The sequence below is a fragment of the Streptomyces sp. NPDC092369 genome (assembly GCF_044755245.1).
GTDB lineage: Bacteria > Actinomycetota > Actinomycetes > Streptomycetales > Streptomycetaceae > Streptomyces.
The window spans coordinates 1-19,135 of record NZ_JBIVQP010000011.1 but is presented as its reverse complement, the minus strand read 5'-3'; the positions used below and the strand labels follow the sequence as shown (position 1 = coordinate 19,135).

18 protein-coding genes and 1 pseudogene are annotated in these 19,135 nt (G+C 66.2%); 11 read left to right on the top strand and 8 right to left on the bottom strand.

Annotation, left to right across the window (positions count from 1 at the left end; all coding sequences use genetic code 11):
* Window positions 1-136 precede the first annotated feature (136 nt).
* From ACIQI8_RS43260 to ACIQI8_RS43250, 3 genes are all read left to right on the top strand, one after another.
* Window positions 137-1,075: an alpha/beta hydrolase gene (locus ACIQI8_RS43260; RefSeq protein ID WP_402364143.1), complete on the top strand. Its 939-nt coding sequence runs from the start codon at window positions 137-139 to the stop codon at window positions 1,073-1,075.
* Window positions 1,076-1,118: 43 nt separating this feature from the next.
* Window positions 1,119-1,955, top strand: coding sequence for an alpha/beta fold hydrolase (locus ACIQI8_RS43255; protein ID WP_402364140.1), 837 nt, complete (start codon window positions 1,119-1,121; stop codon window positions 1,953-1,955).
* Between the two features lie 753 nt (window positions 1,956-2,708).
* Window positions 2,709-3,065, top strand: coding sequence for a nuclear transport factor 2 family protein (locus ACIQI8_RS43250; RefSeq protein ID WP_402364137.1), 357 nt, complete (start codon window positions 2,709-2,711; stop codon window positions 3,063-3,065).
* A gap of 86 nt (window positions 3,066-3,151) precedes the next feature.
* Here the strand turns inward: ACIQI8_RS43250 and ACIQI8_RS43245 are convergent, their stop codons facing one another.
* Together ACIQI8_RS43245 and ACIQI8_RS43240 are read right to left on the bottom strand one after the other, a co-directional pair.
* Window positions 3,152-4,381: a hypothetical protein gene (locus tag ACIQI8_RS43245; protein WP_402364134.1), complete on the bottom strand. Its 1,230-nt coding sequence runs from the start codon at window positions 4,379-4,381 to the stop codon at window positions 3,152-3,154.
* Between the two features lie 358 nt (window positions 4,382-4,739).
* The gene (locus ACIQI8_RS43240; protein WP_402364131.1) at window positions 4,740-5,333 is read right to left on the bottom strand and encodes a TetR family transcriptional regulator; all 594 of its coding nucleotides are present in this window, start codon (window positions 5,331-5,333) and stop codon (window positions 4,740-4,742) included.
* Between the two features lie 183 nt (window positions 5,334-5,516).
* Here ACIQI8_RS43240 and ACIQI8_RS43235 point away from each other — a divergent pair, with 183 nt between their 5' ends.
* The 3 genes from ACIQI8_RS43235 (at window position 5,517) to ACIQI8_RS43225 (ending at window position 8,092) form a co-directional block, all read left to right on the top strand.
* Complete coding sequence (locus ACIQI8_RS43235) at window positions 5,517-6,122, top strand: malonic semialdehyde reductase (RefSeq protein WP_402364128.1); 606 nt, start codon at window positions 5,517-5,519, stop codon at window positions 6,120-6,122.
* A gap of 161 nt (window positions 6,123-6,283) precedes the next feature.
* A complete protein-coding gene (locus ACIQI8_RS43230; RefSeq protein WP_402364125.1) occupies window positions 6,284-7,267 on the top strand; it encodes a zinc-binding alcohol dehydrogenase family protein in 984 nt (327 codons plus the stop codon).
* A 117-nt stretch (window positions 7,268-7,384) separates the two neighbouring features.
* A complete protein-coding gene (locus ACIQI8_RS43225) occupies window positions 7,385-8,092 on the top strand; it encodes an alpha/beta hydrolase (RefSeq protein ID WP_402364123.1) in 708 nt (235 codons plus the stop codon).
* Window positions 8,093-8,217: 125 nt separating this feature from the next.
* On the opposite strand, the gene ACIQI8_RS43220 is transcribed toward ACIQI8_RS43225, so the two are convergent.
* Complete coding sequence (locus tag ACIQI8_RS43220) at window positions 8,218-9,123, bottom strand: oxidoreductase (RefSeq protein WP_402364120.1); 906 nt, start codon at window positions 9,121-9,123, stop codon at window positions 8,218-8,220.
* Between the two features lie 85 nt (window positions 9,124-9,208).
* Between ACIQI8_RS43220 and ACIQI8_RS43215 the strand changes: the two genes are divergently transcribed.
* The 4 genes and pseudogenes from ACIQI8_RS43215 to ACIQI8_RS43200 all read left to right on the top strand — a co-directional run bounded on the left by ACIQI8_RS43215 (window position 9,209) and on the right by ACIQI8_RS43200 (window position 10,918).
* On the top strand, window positions 9,209-9,823 hold the full coding sequence (locus tag ACIQI8_RS43215; RefSeq protein WP_402364117.1) for a helix-turn-helix domain-containing protein: 615 nt from the start codon (window positions 9,209-9,211) through the stop codon (window positions 9,821-9,823).
* Between the two features lie 133 nt (window positions 9,824-9,956).
* A complete protein-coding gene (locus tag ACIQI8_RS43210) occupies window positions 9,957-10,118 on the top strand; it encodes a cupin domain-containing protein (protein WP_402364114.1) in 162 nt (53 codons plus the stop codon).
* Window positions 10,049-10,375 (top strand): annotated as a pseudogene (locus ACIQI8_RS43205) (hypothetical protein); the annotation flags it as partial. The gene ACIQI8_RS43210 and the pseudogene ACIQI8_RS43205, both read left to right, overlap by 70 nt.
* Window positions 10,376-10,549: 174 nt before the next feature.
* A complete protein-coding gene (locus tag ACIQI8_RS43200) occupies window positions 10,550-10,918 on the top strand; it encodes a helix-turn-helix transcriptional regulator (protein WP_402364112.1) in 369 nt (122 codons plus the stop codon).
* 554 nt (window positions 10,919-11,472) lie between these two features.
* Here the strand turns inward: ACIQI8_RS43200 and ACIQI8_RS43195 are convergent.
* From ACIQI8_RS43195 to ACIQI8_RS43180, 4 genes are all read right to left on the bottom strand, one after another.
* On the bottom strand, window positions 11,473-12,309 hold the full coding sequence (locus ACIQI8_RS43195) for an oxidoreductase (protein WP_402364109.1): 837 nt from the start codon (window positions 12,307-12,309) through the stop codon (window positions 11,473-11,475).
* A gap of 131 nt (window positions 12,310-12,440) precedes the next feature.
* Complete coding sequence (locus ACIQI8_RS43190; RefSeq protein WP_402364106.1) at window positions 12,441-13,199, bottom strand: DUF998 domain-containing protein; 759 nt, start codon at window positions 13,197-13,199, stop codon at window positions 12,441-12,443.
* Window positions 13,200-13,433: 234 nt separating this feature from the next.
* A complete protein-coding gene (locus ACIQI8_RS43185; protein ID WP_402364103.1) occupies window positions 13,434-14,237 on the bottom strand; it encodes a hypothetical protein in 804 nt (267 codons plus the stop codon).
* Between the two features lie 217 nt (window positions 14,238-14,454).
* Window positions 14,455-15,282, bottom strand: coding sequence for a FadR/GntR family transcriptional regulator (locus ACIQI8_RS43180; protein WP_402364100.1), 828 nt, complete (start codon window positions 15,280-15,282; stop codon window positions 14,455-14,457).
* A gap of 778 nt (window positions 15,283-16,060) precedes the next feature.
* Between ACIQI8_RS43180 and ACIQI8_RS43175 the strand changes: the two genes are divergently transcribed.
* Entirely contained in the window at window positions 16,061-16,237 is a 177-nt protein-coding gene (locus ACIQI8_RS43175; protein WP_402364097.1) for a hypothetical protein, read from the top strand.
* Window positions 16,238-17,481: 1,244 nt separating this feature from the next.
* Here the strand turns inward: ACIQI8_RS43175 and ACIQI8_RS43170 are convergent.
* A complete protein-coding gene (locus ACIQI8_RS43170) occupies window positions 17,482-18,435 on the bottom strand; it encodes an AraC family transcriptional regulator (protein ID WP_402364094.1) in 954 nt (317 codons plus the stop codon).
* Window positions 18,436-19,135 lie beyond the last annotated feature (700 nt).

Here is a 19,135-nt window from a genome sequence, read left to right as displayed (position 1 = left end):
GAGACATTAGAACGTCACGAAAGTGAAACGTAGCATTGTCTGTGGATCCATGAAGTGTCAGTGTGGTCAGGAGTAGTGACTGGCCGAGGATGACGCGAGCCGCGTGTCCTGCCACTTGTCTGAGAAGGCTGATGCCATGACGCAGTCCGCGAACACCCCTCCCCCTCCGGAACTCGAGCCCCTGGTGGAGCCCTGGATCGAGAAGCTCGGAGCTGCCCTGGACGCCTTGAAGGCGGGTCGCTTCGATGACCTCGCTGCCGCGCGCGCGGCATACGCCGACTGGTTCGTATCGCGTTTTCCCGCACCTGACGGCGTGACCTACGAGGACTATCAGGCCAACGGCGTTCCGGTGACGCGGGCGCGACCCGCCGAGACTGTCCCCGGCCGCACCCTGCTCTACCTGCACGGCGGCGGATACCTGGCCGGGGCGCCCCGCGGGTACCGAGGGCTGGTGGGCCGCTATGCCAGCGGTCTGCGTGCCGAGGCCGTGATCCCCGATTACCGGTTGGCTCCTGACGCCCGCTACCCGGCCGCGATCGACGACAACCTCGCTGTCTACGAAGCCCTGCTCAAGGAGGGCTACGACGCCGGCTCCATCGTTGTGTCAGGTGACTCGGCCGGCGGCGCCATGTCCGTCGCGTTGCTGGTCGCAGCCCGTGACGCGGGGCTGCCGCTCCCAGCCGCGGCGGTGGCGATTTCTCCCTGGGCCAATCTGGAGCACACAGGCGCGTCGATTGTCACCAAGGCCGAGGCGGACCCGCTGTGCACCCCGGAGGCTCTCCGCACCATGGCTCTCAGCTACATGGGCGACAGCCCGCTGAACAGCCCCCTCGCCTCACCGGTGTTCGCCGATGTCGGCGGCCTTCCTCCGGTGCTGATCCAGATCGGTGAGCGCGAGATCATGCTCAGCGACGCCATCCGTCTGGCGGAGCACCTGGCCGCAGCCCAGGTGCGGGTGAACCTTGAGGTGTGGCCCGGTATGCCGCACGTGTGGCACCTGTTCTCCGAGGACCTCAAGGATGCCGACGCCGCCCTTGAGTCCGCTGTCGCCTTCCTCGCCGCCCAACTGCCCTAGCCACAGACACCATTTCCTTTCCCGCCGTTGTGAGAGGCATCCCATGAGCAGCACCGAAAACGAGAAGAAGGTCAAGGTCAACGGAACGGAGCTGTTCGTCCGTGACACCGGTGAGGAGCACCTCCCCGTCGTTCTGGCCCTCCATTCCCTGTTCCTCGACGGCCGCATGTTCGAGGGCTTCAAAGAAGCCGCTGCAGGCAAGTACCGAGTCATCCGCCCTGACTTTCGCGGTCAGGGCAGGAGCGCGGCGGCCGAAGGTGACTTCATTCATCTGGACACGGTCACTGCTGACGTCATCGCTCTGGCCGAGGCACTGAACCTTGAGCAGGTGCACCTCCTCGTGCAGTCCATGGGCGGCGATGTGGGCTTCCGGCTGGCCGTGGCCCGGCCTGGGCTGATCAAGTCGATGGTCGTCCTCGGGTCGTCCGCCTGTGCCGAGCCCGCCGATCAGCTGGTGGTCTTCCGCGAGTGGGTCGACAACGTCGGCCGTCAGGGCTTCGTCGGCGACGTGCTGCAGGAGACCCTGGAGATCATGTTCGGCGCCACCACCCGCAACGACCCTGCCAAGCAGGACATCGTCAAACTGTGGGAGTCGCGGATCGCCGAGGTACCCAAGACGCTGCGACCCGCCATGGCGGGTGTCATCGAGCGCGGCACCGCGGTGCACCTGCTCCCGCAGATAAGCACTCCCGTCTTCATCGTCTCCGGCGAGGAGGACAAGCCCCGTCCTGTCCCGTGGCAGGACGAAATGGTCGAGCACCTGCCGAACGCCACCCTGTGGCGGCTCGAGAAGATCGGCCACAGCCCCATCCTGGAAGTCCCGGACGTGGTCCTGCCCCGCCTCCTCGAATTCCTGGATCAGGTGGAGAAGTCCCGCTAGGTGCTCTGCCGGGTCCGTCGCGGGAGGCGGACCCGGCTCAGGGAATCCGGTGACTCCCTCGGCTGGTTTGGTGACCCACTCGTCGGCTGGGCGCTGAATGGCGCGGGGTTGTAGTTTCGGCTGGTTCCGGTTCCACCTTCTGTTCGCCAAATGGGTCTATTTCCAGGGCGGGTTCGGGTCAGGGAGCGCGAACGCGTGTGTTGGCCAGCGCAGCTCTTTCCCTGTGGTGTCTGGTGCCCTCACCACACACCCGTCGCTCCTGGGGGAGTGAGGCGGTGGGCCCCCTTCGCGGGCAGGACAGACCGTACGCCCGCACGTCGCGAATCGAAAGATGCTGGCCTCAATGATCCGAAACTGCCACGCCAGCAGAATCCAGGGATGCCAGCAGACATCGATGTCCAGGCACAAGGCACGGCCGAGTAGATCGATGACCTGGGCGGAGGAGTGGCATTCGCGGCCCTGTTCCGGGCGGATGTAGGAAGTCGTCGCTGACATCCGCCAGCACCGCGACCTTGGTCCTAGGAGTGGGGCACCCAGGACGAGCCCCCCTGCCGCTTGTGCTAGATCGGGTCCATGCTGACGCAATCGGACGGTCCACTCATGAGGCCGCCGAGACGTCGAAGGAACGAGCATGATGTACCCGGCCACTCCCCACTTCTCAGGCCTTCGAGGCGCACGTCTGCCAACGCGTCGTCCGCCTGGGCGCCCACCGCTGAACAACACGCCTCCCGGTACAGAAGGGCAGCTGTGCTCATGGTGACCGAGGAACAGGTGCGTAACTGGGTCGAGGGGTATGTGCGGGCCTGGGCGAGCAACGGCAAGAAGGACATCGCCGCCCTGTTCACCCCGCGGGCCGAGTATCACGAGTGGCCCTACGAAACCGACTGGATCGGCCGCGATGCCATCGTCGCCGGCTGGCAGAGCCGAGTACCCTGGCAAGAAGGGGGCTGGGAATTCGACTGGTCCCTGCTCGCCCTCAACGGAGACACCGCAGCCATAGAAGGTACCGGCCGCTACAAAGAGCTCGGCACCTTCGCCAACCTCTGGACCGTCACGTTCGACAAGAGCGGCCGCTGCACCGTGTTCCGCATGTGGAACAACGAGGTCTGACCCGCGATAGCGGTGGACCCGCAGCTGCCCCCGGAACCGACCTCAACCCGTGACGGCTGCCCGGACGAGCCGGGCAGCCGCCAGCGTCACACCGTCCTACGCCGGATCTCCGCCGAGCGCACCGCCATGGCGAAGCTGAAGTGGAACTGCTTGTTGATGGCGCCCAGATAGCCCACGCCGGTGATGACGTACCAAGCCTTGGCCGGATAGCTGCCGTACTCGGTGCTGGACCAGTAGTGCTCCGCCTTCAGGTTCTCGAACAGATCCTGGTTCGAGAAGATCTGGCCGAAGGCCGCCGCGAAGTCGAAGGCACCGTTCTCGTCCACGGGCTGGTCGGAGGGAGACGGCAAATCCGGCATGCTGCCGTCGAAGCCTTGGAGGCCCTTGTTGCCCAGGGCGTTGTAGTACAGCCGGGTCCACTCACTGTTCTGCGTGTTGTAGCCGCAGAGAGTGGTGCCATCGAACCCGTAGTGCGCGGGACCGTCCTCGGTCGCCGGCAGACGCCAGTCGCTCGTCCACGAGATCTCGTAGGCGGGGTCCAGGTTGTACGTCAGTACGGCGTCGGAGTTCAGCCCTGCGGCCCACTCGGTCTGCTTGTACCAGTTGTTGAATCCCGAGGTGTAGTCCAGCCAGACGAGCTTCTGCGCCTCGTCCCAGATCAACTTGTACTCGCTGCCCTCGTAGGTGACGGTGCCGACCGATTCGAGCGAGGTGCGGGTAACTCGCCCGCCGCGGACGGCGATCGCGTAGTTGAAGGGCCAGTCCTTCTCGTCGTCACCCTGGTAGCCGATGTGGGTGCCGAAGAACCAGGCGAGAGACGGATGCTCGGCATACTCGTTCTGCCAATAGAAGTCGATCTTCAGGTTCTCGAACGGCCCGGTGTTCTTCAGTCCGGCATCCGGCTGGGGGAAGGCGCCGTCGGTGCCTTGGTTCCCCTTGTTGCCCAGCGTCGTGTAGTAGAGGTGGCCCAGGTCGCTGCTGGTCACGTTGAAGCCGGCGGTGGACTTGCCGTCGTAGCCGAACTCGTACGCGGAGTGCGGTGTAGCGGGCAGACGCCAGTCGCCGTCCCACTCGACGTGGACGCCGGGCTCCAGCTGGTAGGCAAGGACACCGCCCACATTGAGGCTCTTTGCCCAGGCAACGCCGTCCGCCCAGTCGAGGTAGTCGGTCGTGTGGTCGAGCCAGATCAGATCGCGCGCCACCTCGTGAATCAGACGGTAGGTGTTGCCCTGGTAGAGGGCTGTGCCGATGACTTCTGCGGAGGCGGTCTCCGCTGGGCCGGCTTCTGAGGGTGCCGGCTGAGCTGACGTTGTCATCTTGTCTCCTCATGGTTCAGTGACTCTGCTGTGCCGCTCCGAGCCCAATGGCGACGCTGTCCTGATGCCAGGTGGTGGGAGGGCTGTGACGCCCTGCTCGGGGCAGGCCACGTGGTGCGGCTCATGACCACCTCCGCCAAACGACGGGGCAGAAGGTGGCGGGGGGCGCGATGCAGGCCGCGACGGCTCGGCAGGACTCCGGCTTGCGGTGCGTGACACTCTACAGAGTATGGATCCATAGGTAAGAGTCACGTAACCTTAATTCCAGGCCTTGTGCCATGCTGGCCCGACTCTGTATACCTGAATGGATCCATTGGGTGGGAAGGTGGCGCCCCCGACCTGTCTCGGGGGGCAGTCTTCAGCCGGTCAGGATGGCGCGGATGACGCGAGTGAGGTGACTGATGAGTTGATCGGTCGAAAGGTCCCGGAGGGGTCCATGGCGGATGACGTAGCGGCTGAACGTGACGCCGATGAGCTCTGCGGCGAGGAGTTCGATCCGGATCTCCGCGTCGGGTGTCGTGACGGCCCGCAGGTAGCCGGCCATGCTGCGCTCGTGCATGGCGTTGTAAAGCCTGACTGCAGTCTCCTCGTTGGAAGCGGCACTGCGAATGAGGGCCACGAAGGGGTCCCCGGCGGCACCCTCCTCCATTCGGGCCACGTAGCCCTGGGCGATACGTGCCGGCAGGGTGTCGGGGTCTCCCTGTACCAGTTGCTCCACATCGCGCGCGCCTGGGACCGCGGCGACGAAGAGGTTCTCCTTCGACTGGAAGTGGCGCATCACGAGCCCGTGCGTGACACCGGCCCGACGGGCGATCTCCCGGATGGTGGCCCGTGCGTATCCGTATTCGGTGAACGCGTCCCGGGCCGCGTTCAGGATCGCTGCTCGATGGGCCTCGGGATCCCGGACGCGTTTCCGTGTCGGTGCGGGTGCGGGACTCGTCGGCTTGTCCATGGGCTCACAGTAGGTGACCCATCACCCTCGTGACCAAGTGGTCATTAGCGGAGGATGGCGTTAGGGTCTAATGACCGCTTGTTCATTATCTTGCGGAGAAGGCGCCGCCCTCGCTGGGATCCGGCCCCGCCGTTCAGCCGGCGAGCTATGCCCCGTCGCGCAATCGATCAATCGAGGTGCACCATGACCACCCCCAACGCTTTGACACTTGATTCCGCAGCACAGGACCAGTTGTTCCGCCAGGCCCACACGGCCGACTCATTCAGTGGTGAGGAGGTGCCCGACAGCACCTTGCGCGCCATCCATGAGCTGGTGAAGTACGGCCCGACCTCGTTCAATCAGCAACCTCTGCGGATCGTGCTCGTACGCTCCCGCGAGGCACGCGAGCGCCTGGTCTCGCACATGTTCGAGCCGAACAAGGAGAAGACACTCAATGCGCCGGTAATCGCGATCCTCGCTGCCGACTACGAGTTCCACGAGGAGCTGCCTCGCCTTGTGCCGCACTTCCCGGATGCCAAGGACACGATCTTCGCTGCCCGAGAATTTCGCGAGGCGTCCGCCGAGTTCAACGCTGCGTTGCAGATCGCGTACTTCATCGTCGGTGTGCGCGCTGCTGGGCTCGCCGCCGGGCCGATGACCGGTTACGACGCCGTCGGCATCAACAAGGTCTTCTTCCCCGAGGGGGACCACACGGTCCTCACCGTGATCGCCCTGGGTTTCCCGCAGGAGGATTCCTACCACCCGCGCCTGCCGCGCCTCGACTACGACGAGATCGTGTCCACCGTCTGAGCGGTGGTCCAGCCGACCGTGCCAGTTGACGTCCTGTCGCGTACGGGTCGGTCCTACCTTGAGCGCTGGTCCATGACGACCAGTCAGGTCTGGCTGGTCGCCGGGGATCCAGTCCTCGCAGACAACCGCCGTCGTCCGGCCAGCACCTCAGGAGAACGTGCATGTACGCTGCCGTCGTCCACGCCTTCGGCGATTCACCCCGTTATGAATCCCTTCCCGATCCTGAAGCAGCGCCCGGGGAAGTCGTCGTGGATGTTCTCGCCGCTGGGCTGCACCCTCTGGTGCGTGCTGTCGCGGCGGGCAAGCACCCCACGAGTGGAGACCAACTGCCACTCGTTCCCGGATACGACGGCGTGGGACGCACTGAGTCGGGAGTGTTGGTCTATTTCTCGGGGCTTGTGCCGCCCCAGGGGAGCATGGCCGAGAGGGCCGTGGCACCGCGGTCCTCGCTCATTCCACTGCCCGACGGGCTCGACCCGGCGACAGCGGCAGCCCTGGTGAACCCGATGATCTCGGCGTGGCTGGCCCTGTACGAACGGGCCGGACTGCAGGCTGGGGGAGCGGTACTGGTCCTTGGAGCCACGGGCAACGCGGGCCGCGCGGCCGTACAACTCGCGCTGCTGCGCGGCGCCGAGAAAGTGGTGGCCGTCGGGCGCAATGCAGAAGCGCTGGGTGAGCTCTCCCGAATGGGGGCTCACCACACGGTGTCCCTCGACGCGAGTGACGAGGAGGTCGCTGCGTCTCTCCGTGACGTCGCCGGCGACGTCGATGCCGTGATCGACTACCTCTGGGGGCAGCCGGCCGAGGTGGCTCTGGCCGCTGTCGCCGACGGACGTCCAGACCCCACCCGGTTGCTGCGGTGGGTGGCTGTCGGGTCCATGGCCGGACCGTCCATCGCTTTGCAGTCGGATGTCCTGCGCAGAATCAACGTCGACATCCGGGGAAGCGGCGCCGGATCAGCCTTTCCGGACCGGGTGGATGCCGCACTGAGGTCGTTGATCGCGCTTCTGCCTCAAGTGGACGTTGGCACGCAGGCCGTTGCCGTTCCGCTGTTCGAGGTGAAGGAGGCCTGGAACCGGCAACTGGCGACCGGACAGAGAGTGGTCCTCATCCCAGAGCGTGTGGCATCGGGGACTTCTGCATGAACGACACGCGGGCACCGGATCTGCGGAGTGGCGACTTGGTCGTCGTCCGGGGAGCGGTTGCTCGCTGCCAAAGGCACACGTGGCACGCGGCACTCACGACGAACGAGGAAGACATCCGTGGAAAAGACGTATGACGGGCGCCCCACGCTGCTGCTGGTGCACGGGGCATGGCACCGCGCCTCTTGTTGGGCGGAACTGCAGGCGGTACTCACTGCCGAGGGATGGGACAGCCGGACGGTGGACCTCCCCAGCACCGGCAAGCAAAGCATCCCGACCGCCGGCGTCTACGAGGACGCGGCCGCCATCGGTGAGCAACTCCGCAGCATTGAGGGGCCGGTGGCCGTTCTCGCTCACTCCTACGGCGGCATCCCGGTCACGCAAGAGGCCGGCGATCATGCCAATGTCGTACATCTCATCTATCTCGCGGCGTACATGCCTGCCGAGAACGAGTCCATGTACGACATCCATGGGCTGCCCGCGCCCGAGGACCTGAGCGGGGTCTTCCCACTGATCGATGATCCGCGTACGTCCCTGTACGGCGATCTGTCGGACGCGGACGCGGAGGCCGCCCTCGGTCAACTGGTCGACCAGAGTCTGCGGTCTTTCGCGCAGCCGGTGAGCCGGGCCGCGTGGAGGACGATTCCCTCCACCTACGTCGTGTGCGAGAGGGATGGGGCGATCCCGCCTGCCCTCCAGGAGTCGATGTCGGCCCATGCGGCGAACGTCGAGTGGCTGGCGTCCGGCCACTCCCCGTTTTTGTCTGCCCCGGTTGAACTGTCCGCGGTGCTGAGGAAGGTCCTTACGGCGGTGTCGTCGGGGGACTGACGCAGCTCAGTGGGCCGGATCGAGGGATCCCGGGCAGTGCGTAGGTCCGGCCCGCGGAGCCCGGTGAACATGGACTGAGCGCGGGACCGTTCGAACGTGAGGACCGGATGCAGGGGCAAACTTGGTCAGAGGGCCGGAAGGGGATAGGTCACCTCGGTGAGGCGTTCGGACAAGTCCCACAGGCCGCGCTGAAGATCCCTGTCGTGAGAAGCGCCGGCAGAGCGGATCTTGGCAGGGTCGCCGAAGACGCCGAGGAAGCCGCCCGGCCCGTAGAAGGCGGCGGCCTCGGCGGTGGGGTCCGTCGCTGCTCGAAGAGTCGGGAGCGCTCCCCGCGCGGCGGTGCGGCCCAGCACCTTGTTGGCGAACGCGTCGAGGCCGGGGGCAGCCTGCTGGCGGGACAGGTCGGTGCTGGCGATACCCGGATGCGCCGCGACCGCCAGGGTGGGAGCGCCGACGGACGCCAGCCGCCGGGAGAGTTCGTACGTGAAGAGGAGGTTGGCCAGCTTGGAGCGGGCGTAGTCCTTGTTGTCGTTGCCTGTGGAAGTGAGGTGCGACAGGTCCAGACGTCCCATTCGGTGCACCATGCTGCTGACCGTCACGATGCGTGATCCAGGAACCGGCAGCAGTTGCTCGATCAGAAGGCCGGTCAGGGCAAAGGTGCCGAGGTGGTTGATGCTGAACTGTCCCTCGATCCCATCGCGGGTTTCGCCGGCGGCCTTGTTTACGCCCGCGTTGTTGATCAGCAGGTCCAGGTTGCCGAATTCGGCCTTGATCTGTTCGGCAGCGGCGTGCACGGACGACAGATCGCTCAGGTCCAGCCCGACGACGCCGAGCCTGGCGCCGGGCAGTTCATCGGCGATGCGAGCGGCGGCAGCCTTGGTCTTGTCCACGTTCCGTGAGGCCAGAACCACCTGGGCTCCGTGTTCCGCCAGGGCCCTGGCGGTCTCGAAGCCGATCCCCGTATTCCCGCCCGTCACCACGGCCGTGCGGCCCTTCAGGTCGGGGATGTCCGACGTGTTCCAGCTTACCATTGCGCGCTCCTAACATGAACCAGCGATTCAGGTTAGATAGTGAACCATCGGTTCACCTTGTGCAAGTCACGGGTACGCTGTCGGCATGGCGAGCACAAGCGGTGGGGCACGGTTGAGGTCAGACGCGGTTCGCAACCGAGCGCGCATCACGCAGGCCGCACGGTCGCTGATAGTGACCCGGGGGCTCGCCGTGGAGATGGATGAGATCGCCCGCGAGGCCGGGGTCGCGGTGGGTACCGTGTATCGCCACTTTCCCGCGAAGAGCAACCTGATGGAAGCTGTGCTCGCCGAACTGGGCGCCGAGATCGAAGGCACGCACGCCGAGGCCGTGAGCAGGGTCGAAGCGGGACGCAGTGCCGGATACGCAGAGCTCGCGGCGTTGTTCCGCCGGGCGGTGGTGGACGCCAACGAGGAGCGTCTACTCCGCGAACTGGGCCCGGCAGGTGGCCCGTGTCTCCCGCCCGAAGTCCAGCTCCAGGCGGAGTCGGCCATGAACTACCTGATCGCCGCAGCACACCGCGACGGTGACCTCCGCGCCGACGTCACGATGAGCGACGTGGAACTGCTGCTGACCCACGCGCCCACAGCCCAGACATCTCGGAAGGAGCGAGAGAGGTGGGTGACTCTCGCCCTGCGATCGCTCGCTTCTCCTGAACGTGTGGCCGAGGATCTTGTGGCGGATCGGTCCCGCGGTCAGTGATGTGGGACGGCTTCGAGTCAAAGGGAGCCACGGGCACGCAGTATGACGTGGTTGATGTGAATCCCGGTCACATTCAGGAACCCAGTGATGCGGCGGCAGCTTCCAGCTCACTCGTGCGCGCGCTCGTGGTGCGGTGTTCTCCGACCTGCGTCGAGTGGTGCCCTGGGGGCTGGGATTCAGCGGGCTGCGACCCCTGACCGCGCACATCCTTCTTGACGGCACAGGCTGGCTCACCACATCCCAGGAAGTGCCGGTGCGGCTCACCGCGGGCGATGTCGTCCTCTCCACCCCCTGAGACCCGTATCAGCTGGTCAGCGATGTCGGCGCGGACATCGAGACGATTACGGACGCCCGCCGCCGCGGCAGCGACGAGGGGCCGGGACCGGCGTCCCACATTCTCTGCGGCGCCTACATCCTGGAAGGAAGCGTCGGGAAGAGTCTGCTGGAATCACTGCCCCGATTCGCCCGTATCCCAGCACAAGCGCAGAGCCCCCGGCATCGGACGCGATCAGCCTGCTGGCCGCAGAGGCTGAGGAAACGGAAACCGGACAGCAGGTTCTGCTCGACCGGCTACTGGATCTCAACCTGGTCTATGCCCTGCGCACCTGGTGGCAGCAGGAACAGGAGCAGGCACCCGGTTGGTTTCGGGCGCTGGCCGACCTGCGGCTTGCACGGGTGGTCCATGCGGTCCACGAACACCCCGAGCGCACGTGGACGGTGGAAACCATGGCCCACGCTGCTGACATGTCACGGGCCGGCTTCGCCGCCGCCTTCAAGGAGGTCATCGGGCAGAGCCCCGGCAACTATGTGACCCGACTACGGATGGGACATGCCGAAGACGCACTCCTGCGTACCGACGCCACCCTGGCCACCATCTCGGCCGATGTCGGCTACACCAACGAATTCGCGTTCGCCACCGCCTTCCGCCGCACGCACGGCCTCCCGCCCGGCCGATGGCGCGCCGCCCACCGACCCACGCTCCAGCGGGAACCGGCCGAAGTCGCCCACCGTGACGCGGGTCCATGCCCGGATGCACACCGAGCGAGGGGCGCGCTTGCCAGGCACATCCGTGGCCCACCCTGCGCGGGGAGCTGAGACCACCCGCGGATACTGTGATTGGGCCTGGGAATGTCGGAACGGTTAAGTTGGAACGGCCTCAAGTGAGGGCCAGACGTGGCAAATTCGGTGGAATGCGCTCTGTCAACACCTCTGACTGCTTCGCTCGGGCGAATCGTTGGAAGGAAACTTTATGACCTTCCAGTGAGGTGCGGACGGCGGTTCTGCGAACTGACCTGGCACGGCTTACACGTCCCATTGACCAGGAACCCTGGCGCAGGCCCCTGGCCGCGTGGAGAGTAACTACTTTTGCAGCCGCGGCGGGGTTACTGCCGGGCACAGGAAGGCGGGAGGCGCTGCCGGATTGTCAACGGGCGTTGATGATCAGCCAGCCGGCGAGACGCCGCATCCACGAGGCCTTCCTCGGACTCGCTGTCTGCCTGATCACCCACCGCCATGTCCAAAGGCTTTGTTAGGGCCAGTTAGTGCCGGTAGCCGGCGGGGACCGGCACGAAGCGAGGCGGACGGCCAACCCACCGAGGGGGCCACGAGCGTGCCGTCGGTTCGCGGGGCCGCGAGCGGGGCCCCGCAGTTCAGGACGGGTCGTGGTCCGTGGAGAACGCGACGTCCTTCCAACGATCCTGCTCGGCCGCCATGGAACTGAGCTTCTCCGAAACACGGGCGTAGCAGTCCGGGCCGAGCTGCAGACGGAGTGGGGCGTCCGCCTTCCCGCCGATCCGCACGATGGCCGCCGCCGCCTTCGCGGGGTCGCCGGGCTGGTCGTGGTTGACGGTCTCGGCGGTCCGGCGCATGGCACCGGCCGAGTCCGTGTAGTCGTCGATGACACAAGTCTCGGTGTGCAGGCTCGTACCGTCGAGGAAGTCGGTACGGAAGTATCCGGGTTCCACGATGGTGGTGGAGATACCGAGGGGGCCGACCTCGCGCGCCAGGGCCTCGCTGAAGCCCTCCACCGCGAACTTGGTGGAGTTGTAGATGCCCCAGCCCGCGCTGCCGACGAACCCGCCGACCGACGACATGTTGATGACATGCCCCGAGCGCTGGGCACGCAGAACGGGCAGGGCGGCGCGCAGCACGTTCAGGGCGCCAAAGACGTTGGTGTCGAAGGCCGCCCGGGCGGCCTCGTCCGAGACCTCCTCGACCGCACCTAGGACTCCGCGCCCGGCGTTGTTGACCACCACGTCGATACGGCCGAAGTGGGCGACGGCTTCCTCGACCACGGTGGTGGCCCGGGCGCCGTCGGTGACGTCCAGGGAAGTCGCCCACAGGGACGTGCCGGCATCCGGGATACGCGCCTCGATGGCAGCGGCGTCGCGCGCTGTCGCGGCGACCTGGTGTCCTGCGGCCAGAGCGGCGGCGACGATTTCCGCGCCGAGGCCGCGAGAGGCTCCTGTGACCAGCCAAACGCTCACGGAACTCCTTCCTGTTCAGGTGTGTCCGGGCCGGTTGACTTCGAGGGTTTGGTCAACCGGCCCGGCATCCGGCACTCGGTTCGTCCCGTGATCGCGCGATGGCTCTGCGCGGACCGGTCGGGTGCCGGAGGCTACTTGGCCGCGCGGTGCGCGTGCCGTGATTCGGGGCCGACGGGAACGCCGCTTGCGTCGTCTGCATGCGAGCGGGAACGCAGGGATTCCCCACTAGCGCGCGCGATGGCGAGCAGACCGATGCCGACCATCCACAGGTTGAACGGGTAGCCCGCCAAGCGTTCCAGACCGCCTAGGCCGAGCCCCGGGATCGGGCTGTGCCCAGCGCGCTGGGAGATGGTGAAGAGGGTGCCGCCGACGAGGCCGACGACGCTGGTGAGGATGCCGAGCCACTGCACCGCGGGGTGACTGCGGCGCACCGAGAGGCTCAGCAGCAGGACCGCGACGCTGCCGATCACGAGGTTGGTGGCGCCGAGGGTGTGCAGCGAGAGGTTCCTGTTTTCGGGGGCAAGGCCCACTACGATCTTCAGGAGGCCGGCGAGCAGCAGCAGGTATTCACCGACCCGGGCAAGCTTGGTGTGCGGCCACAGGCGCCACAGCAGCAGTGCGCCGACAATGAGTAGCACACCGGACAGCATGAATGACGCGTTCATCACGCCATGCTTGGGCGAGCAGACTCGGGAGACATGTCCGGCGAGCGAGAAGTCACCGCAGGCGGTGTTTCCCAGGTCGCTGATGTAATTACGATTCCAGCGGTATGAAGGGTTTTTCCAGGCAGCCGAAACCAGGATCTGCGCCGCGAAATACTGGAGAGTCGTGACAATGAAGACGAGCCCTCCCCAGATCCAGGAAAAATGCTTACGGCTGACTGTACTCATAACATTTCCTTCCGCTGTTCCAGTCGGCTCCAACGTACGTCCGGCACAGGGCGCCGACCACTCGGGAATGAGGAAAGGGGGTAACAATCCGGCCTGCAGGTCACGGTTGCGTCACGCCGTACGGGTGAGAAGCGTGCCTCGTCAGCGGGGGCAGACGGCCGAAAAGCCGACCCCGACGCAGGGAATTGTCGGGGGCGGCGCGTCAGTGGTGCCCAGGCCCGTGGGACCTGCCTCTTACTCCCAGCCGACTACCTTGAATTGCTTGTTCACGAAGACGTGGTGTGGCCAGTTGATGCTGATGTTGTGCACCTCGTACTCCCCGTCATCGAGCTTGACGACCCGGTCGGCGATACCGCCCGGCACGACGGCCTGCGCGGCCTGGGTGGCCTTGTCGGCGGTCGAGCCACTGACGACGGTGCCTTCACCCTCGGTGTAGTCAGGAATCGTGCCTTCCGACTTCGCGGGGGAGGGCGTTCCCTGCTGGAAAGCGATCACGCCGGCCTTCTCGGCGGCGGCTGCTCCACCGTCCCCGTGTGGCTGGATGATGACCTTGGACGCTGTGATGTCGGCGCTGTCGACCAGTCCCAGGACGAGGACGCTGGTGCCCTCCTTCACCTCCTTGGCCGATGCACGGTGGGTGCTCTTCGTGAATGTCGTGGACGCGGTATCGCTGACCGTGACCGTCACGCCGGTGGCTGTCTTCAGAGTGAAGCCCGAGGACGACTTGGACTGGACGATGCCCGTCGCACCGCCGTCGGCCGGGTCGCTCCGTTGGCCGCCGTCCGTGGGAAGGGCCGAGGGGGCCGCGGACGGATCCGCTGACGGGGTGGAGGCCATTGAAGTACCCACCGTGGCGAAGCCGGCCAAGGCGCAGGTAAGTACCGCACCGGCGATCAGGAGGGTCTTCTTGTTCTTCAGCTGCCCCTTTCGATGCGTGCGGTTGGCGGTGGCGCTTGCGTCGCCGTCGCCCGGCGGGCCTGCCGGGTCAATTGCATTCATGAGGTGGCTCCTCGGTCGGTTTGATACCAGTGAAATCATTCCTGTCGAGAATGTGAGAGGAATTGAGTTTACTTAAGAGTTCCCTATGTGTAGAAAATATCCGATGCGATGTAACACAAATGGCCGATCGGCGGTGACGGGACCGCTTTGATCGGCTGTTTGCGCCCTGATTGGAGAATTGATCGGGCGCTGAACGGATAAGGCTATATGGGAAAAGGCCGTTCCGATCGGGACATCCTCGCGGATGGTGACTGCCTTACAGAAGGCTGCCCCGAGGGTTGGATGTCTGGCCGTCCAGAGTGACATTTGCCCTGAGCCACGAGGTCAGTGCCTCGGTGAGTCCGGTCCCTGAAACGGGACTGTCGCCAGCGGCCTTGCGGGCCTCGGTGATCTGCTCGACGGCCAGTCGGTGGTAGTCACGAACCACGCTGGCCGCGTGTCGGGGGTCCCGGGAGGCGACGGCGGCGACTATCCGCATGCGCTCAGTCTGTAGCGAGCCCACGACCTGTACAAAGTCGCGGTTGTCGCTACCGGCAAGCTTTACTGCGAGCTCGATCTGCATCTCGGTGATGAACCGGCACAGGGCGGCAAGCAGGGGGTTGTGCGAGATCGTGGAGAGCGTGTCGAAGAACTCGCGCAAGGCCGTGGCGGTCGGCGCCACGCCCTCGCTGGCAGGGATCGCCTGTGACGCTTCCCGCAGGCGGGTGACCTCCTCATCGCTCGCATGAGTGGCGGCGAGTTCCGCTGCGTAAGCGTGGAGGGCGCCGAGCAGACCGAAGACTTCCCTTCCGCTGACCTTCTCGACCTGGACCAACGAGGCGATAGACACGGCGAGCAGAGTGTCGCCCTGTGCGGTGACTACCGCTCGGCTGCCGTTACGTGTGTTGACCAAACCCATCGCGGTCAGGACCCGGATCGCCTCACGGACGGTGGGACCGCTGACATCGTAGTAGGCGGCGAGTTCGCGTTCGGACGGCAGTCGTGAGCCGTCGGGCAGTGTGCCGTCGAGAATCTGTCTGCGCAGGTCCTCGACGATCTGGTCGGCGACTCGCCCGCGGAAGATCCGTGAGGGTGTCTCAGGCATGGACATGACTCCCCGAAGTACTCCGAACGTTGTTACCTACTTGGTAGGTCGATGAACCATAGCACCGCATGCCTGCTGTCCTTCGGTCGCGGGCTCCATTGACAGCCTGCTCTCCGAAGTGCATTTGGGGAGGGTGCGGGGCGGCTACGTCGGCGAGGCGCCAGTGATTCCTTCGTCACGCTATGGACGATCCGCCACTCTCTGCGCAGCAGTCGAGACGGGACCAGGACCGGGAACGACTCCAGAAGGGAGGCGCGTGTGCTTCGACTGGACAGTGCCCGGCGCAGTCCTGATGCTCCCAGGCAATCCTGTGATCCCCGAAGCCGCCCTGGCGCCCCAGATCACGGTCTTCGACTCCCGTGCTGTCTTGGTAGGGCTGCCTGGAGGACATTAGAAAGGAACCTACTATAAAGGTTCCGGCGTCAGGTTAGTCCGGATGAACACGGTCGTGGGCCGCTCGCAGACGAAGTGGTTGTAGTTGCGAGGCCAACTCAACCGTCGCGGCCATCAACGAGTGGCTGTGACCAAGCGGCTCAGGATGGGGAGTACGACTGCTACGTGGGCGTCGCGTTCTACCGCAGTGACGACGGCAGTTCCCTGAGCACCGCGGTTGCCCAGGTCATCAACGAACGTGGAGGCGGAGTGATCGTGCAAGGAGGACCGGCACGGATCAGTCGCACGGACCGCCAGCCCCACCTGGCCCGTCCCGACGCACACCGCCTCCTGCTCCACGCCCGACACCTATCGGCGCGAACACCGCACCGCACCCGCGCGCCTCGTGCTGCATAAGGCCTCGGCCTTCACCGTCGATGAGGTCAGCGGCTTCCATGACGCGGGGGACGAACGGTTCATCGACATGCTGGAGATGAGCTGGATCACCGGCAGCGAAGGAGCTGCGACGGCCCGCCCCTGCGCGGCGGCCGATCGGTATCAGGCCCGCGCTCTCCAGCCGTAACCCCGTGAACTGGCATCCGAAGTCCTGCCTTGACCAAGATGAACTGGAATCAGACCCGCCTGGATGAACGGCTTCCCGTCACTCTGCGGACGGCCAACCAGGTCCAATCCGTCCTACTTTTCTGCCCGTCCGGCCAGGCTGTTGCCGCCCGCTACGCCCACTACATGTAGTTGGCCGCTTCGCCGTCCGTGGCTCCGGGCACGCATGCCCACTCGGTTCTCGCTGGACGCGGCGGCGCTGTCGGATTGGATGCGTGGTCGGGAAAATTTCGGGTCGTGGGCCCGCTACCGTTCCCAGGCCCGCATCTAGGGCACCTGTTCGAGGGGGACCGGGCGATGACCTGCCCCTGTGGAGCACCAGTGGGGGAGTAGGTTGACGCGTCCGGCGAGGCTACAGCGACCTGTTCGGGTGCTGGGCTGACACTCTGCACCGGTCCTGCGGCTCTTCGCCGCCGGCGACGTCCGCTGCGGCTCGGTGAAGCGCGTGGCCTCCGCGGTTGGTGAAGGCGCGATGAGCATCCACTTCGTGCACCGCCACCTGGGTCACATGGCCGCGCCCGGTGGCACCGGCACCTCCCGCCACACGCGTCCGAAGGAGTCCGCTTGGCTCGCATGACCCCCAGCGGGCGACGAGACAGGTCCCTGGGCCGGCCACGCAATCCGCTGACGGAGTTCGACCGAGTGCTCAGCGAGATGAGCGGACTGATCGAATCCCCGGATCACAATCCCTCATGCCGGTGGAGTCCCGTCACTCGAAAGCCTGTCCCGGGTGCCCAGTTCCACTACGCCCAGGCGCTCTGCCCCGTCGGCCTGGGAGACGGGAGCGCGTGAACGCATGCGCATGTCGGGCCCAATTGGCCTCCCTGCCGACCTCCGACTTCTTTGTCATGACTGCGAACCCGGCACCGTCCGATGTCTGGACGCGGAGTTCTGTCTCGTCGGTGTGCCTTCGGTTCGGTCAAGGTCCGGGCCGGCGCCGACACCGGCCCGGACCTTGCGGTGTCGACAGTTCACCGTGGCGGGGTACAGGCCACATGTGCGCTGCCGACCCGCCCGCGGTTGTCGGGGGACGCCGCCGGGCGGTGACCGGCCCGAAAGGGTGGGGATGGGCCGACCGGTGTCCGCGCGGCGGACGGAAGAAGAGGACGCGCGAACACCAGGAATCTACGGCGTGGTTGCCGCTGCGCACGATCCGCTGAGCGCGTCTGTTGTCCGCACAGCGCGGGGCGATGGCGTGGGCCGTGGTCACCCGGAACGCAGGGTCTGTGAGGGCAACTCGCCGAACCGCGCTCGGTAGCGGGAGGCGAAGCGGCCCAGGTGGTCGAAGCTCCAACGATGGGCGACCTCGCTCACCTTCACTTCGCCCGGTGTGCCACGGCGCAGCTCGTCATGGGCGCGGGTGAGGCGGATGTCCGTGAGGTAGGCCAGCGGGGTCATGCCGACGTACTGCTGGAAGGCTTCTTGGAGTCGCCGCACGCTCACCCCGGCGAGCACGGCCAACTCACCTACCGTGAAAGGGTGTTGAGGCATGCTGTGCATGGCCTCGACAGCACGCTTGACGGGGCCCGGGCGCAGAGCGGGTTTTGGTCGGTCGAGCTCGTCGCGGTAGCGGTGGCCAGTAGCGAGGAGGAGCCCGGTCAGCAGGGCTTCCTCGACCGGACGAGCGACCATCGGCCGGGTGAGCAGGCCGCCAGTCTGCATCCCGTCGAACACCGCGCGGATCATCCGCACCCAGCTCAGGCCCGCGCCGTGCGCCACGTCGAGTTCGGGCGCGAGGACGACCGGGGTGCGCAGCGGTCGGCCGAGGAGGCGTTCGAGTTGATCGTTGAGGGCCTTGGGGTCGATCTTCACCGCCAGCATGGAGCAGTCGGTGCTCACTCGATCCAGGGCCGTGTCTCCGTGCGGCTGGAAGACGGCGGCGTTCTCGGTGGTCGCCACCGCGGTGGTGTGCGTTCCCTGACGCCAGGCCAGGTGGCCGCCAAGCGGGATGTCCACGTGGTAAGAGCCCAGTTCGCCGAACCGTATGCGCACCTCTTCGCCGAAGGAGAGTCGTCCGAATGTGAGCGGACCGAGCGCGGCGATGTCGTACCGGGCCATGAAATCGGCGCCGCCGTCGGGCACGTCGATGAAGTTGGCGTAGAAGTGTTCATGGATGACCTGCCGAGCCTCGTTCACATCCGTCGTCCGGAACTTCAGCAAATCCTGGCCTCCTGCGCCTGCGGACCGTACGAGGGACGGTGCATGTTACCGTCGCCCACTGACAGTTGATTTGCCCATTTTTTTTTCTCCATCTGACGGCGGATTCAGTCGGAACGAGACGTCGCCGCATCCTGTCTGGAATGTGGTGGCCCAGCGAGGGACTCCGTCGGCTGTGGAGGGTGCCCGGCTGCTCCTGGCCGTTCTTGACCGCTCGCCCCGCCCGAATTGGGCCGGGAGATGGGCGCCAGGGCGGCCTGTCGATCTCCAAAGCCTCGTCGACGGCGGTGACGTAGGCGGCAGTTCGTGGAGAGCCCAGGATGTCGGGCCCCACGGCCCACGACACGGACGGTCCGCTGCCCGACATCGATCCCGGAGAGGGCGAGTTCCCCCCCCCGCGGCACGATCTCGATCGCGCACCGCACCAGTAAGGCGGCGCTGATCCGCAATTGGCGCGAGCCGGCCGCCGAACGCGGTCTGTCGGTACGGCAGTTGGTACTGGAAGTGGCACCGGGCCGCCCGGCGTTCACCGGCACGCCGTCAGCGAGGAGCTCCCAGCGGGTGTCGGCTGTTTCGGCAGAGCAGTGGGGGGGGGGGGCCCCCCCCGGGCCCCCCCCCCCCCGGGGGGGGGGGGGCCCCCGCCCGGGGGGGGGGGGGCCCGGGGGGGTGCGGGGGGGGGGGGGCCAGGGCGCACCGCCACACC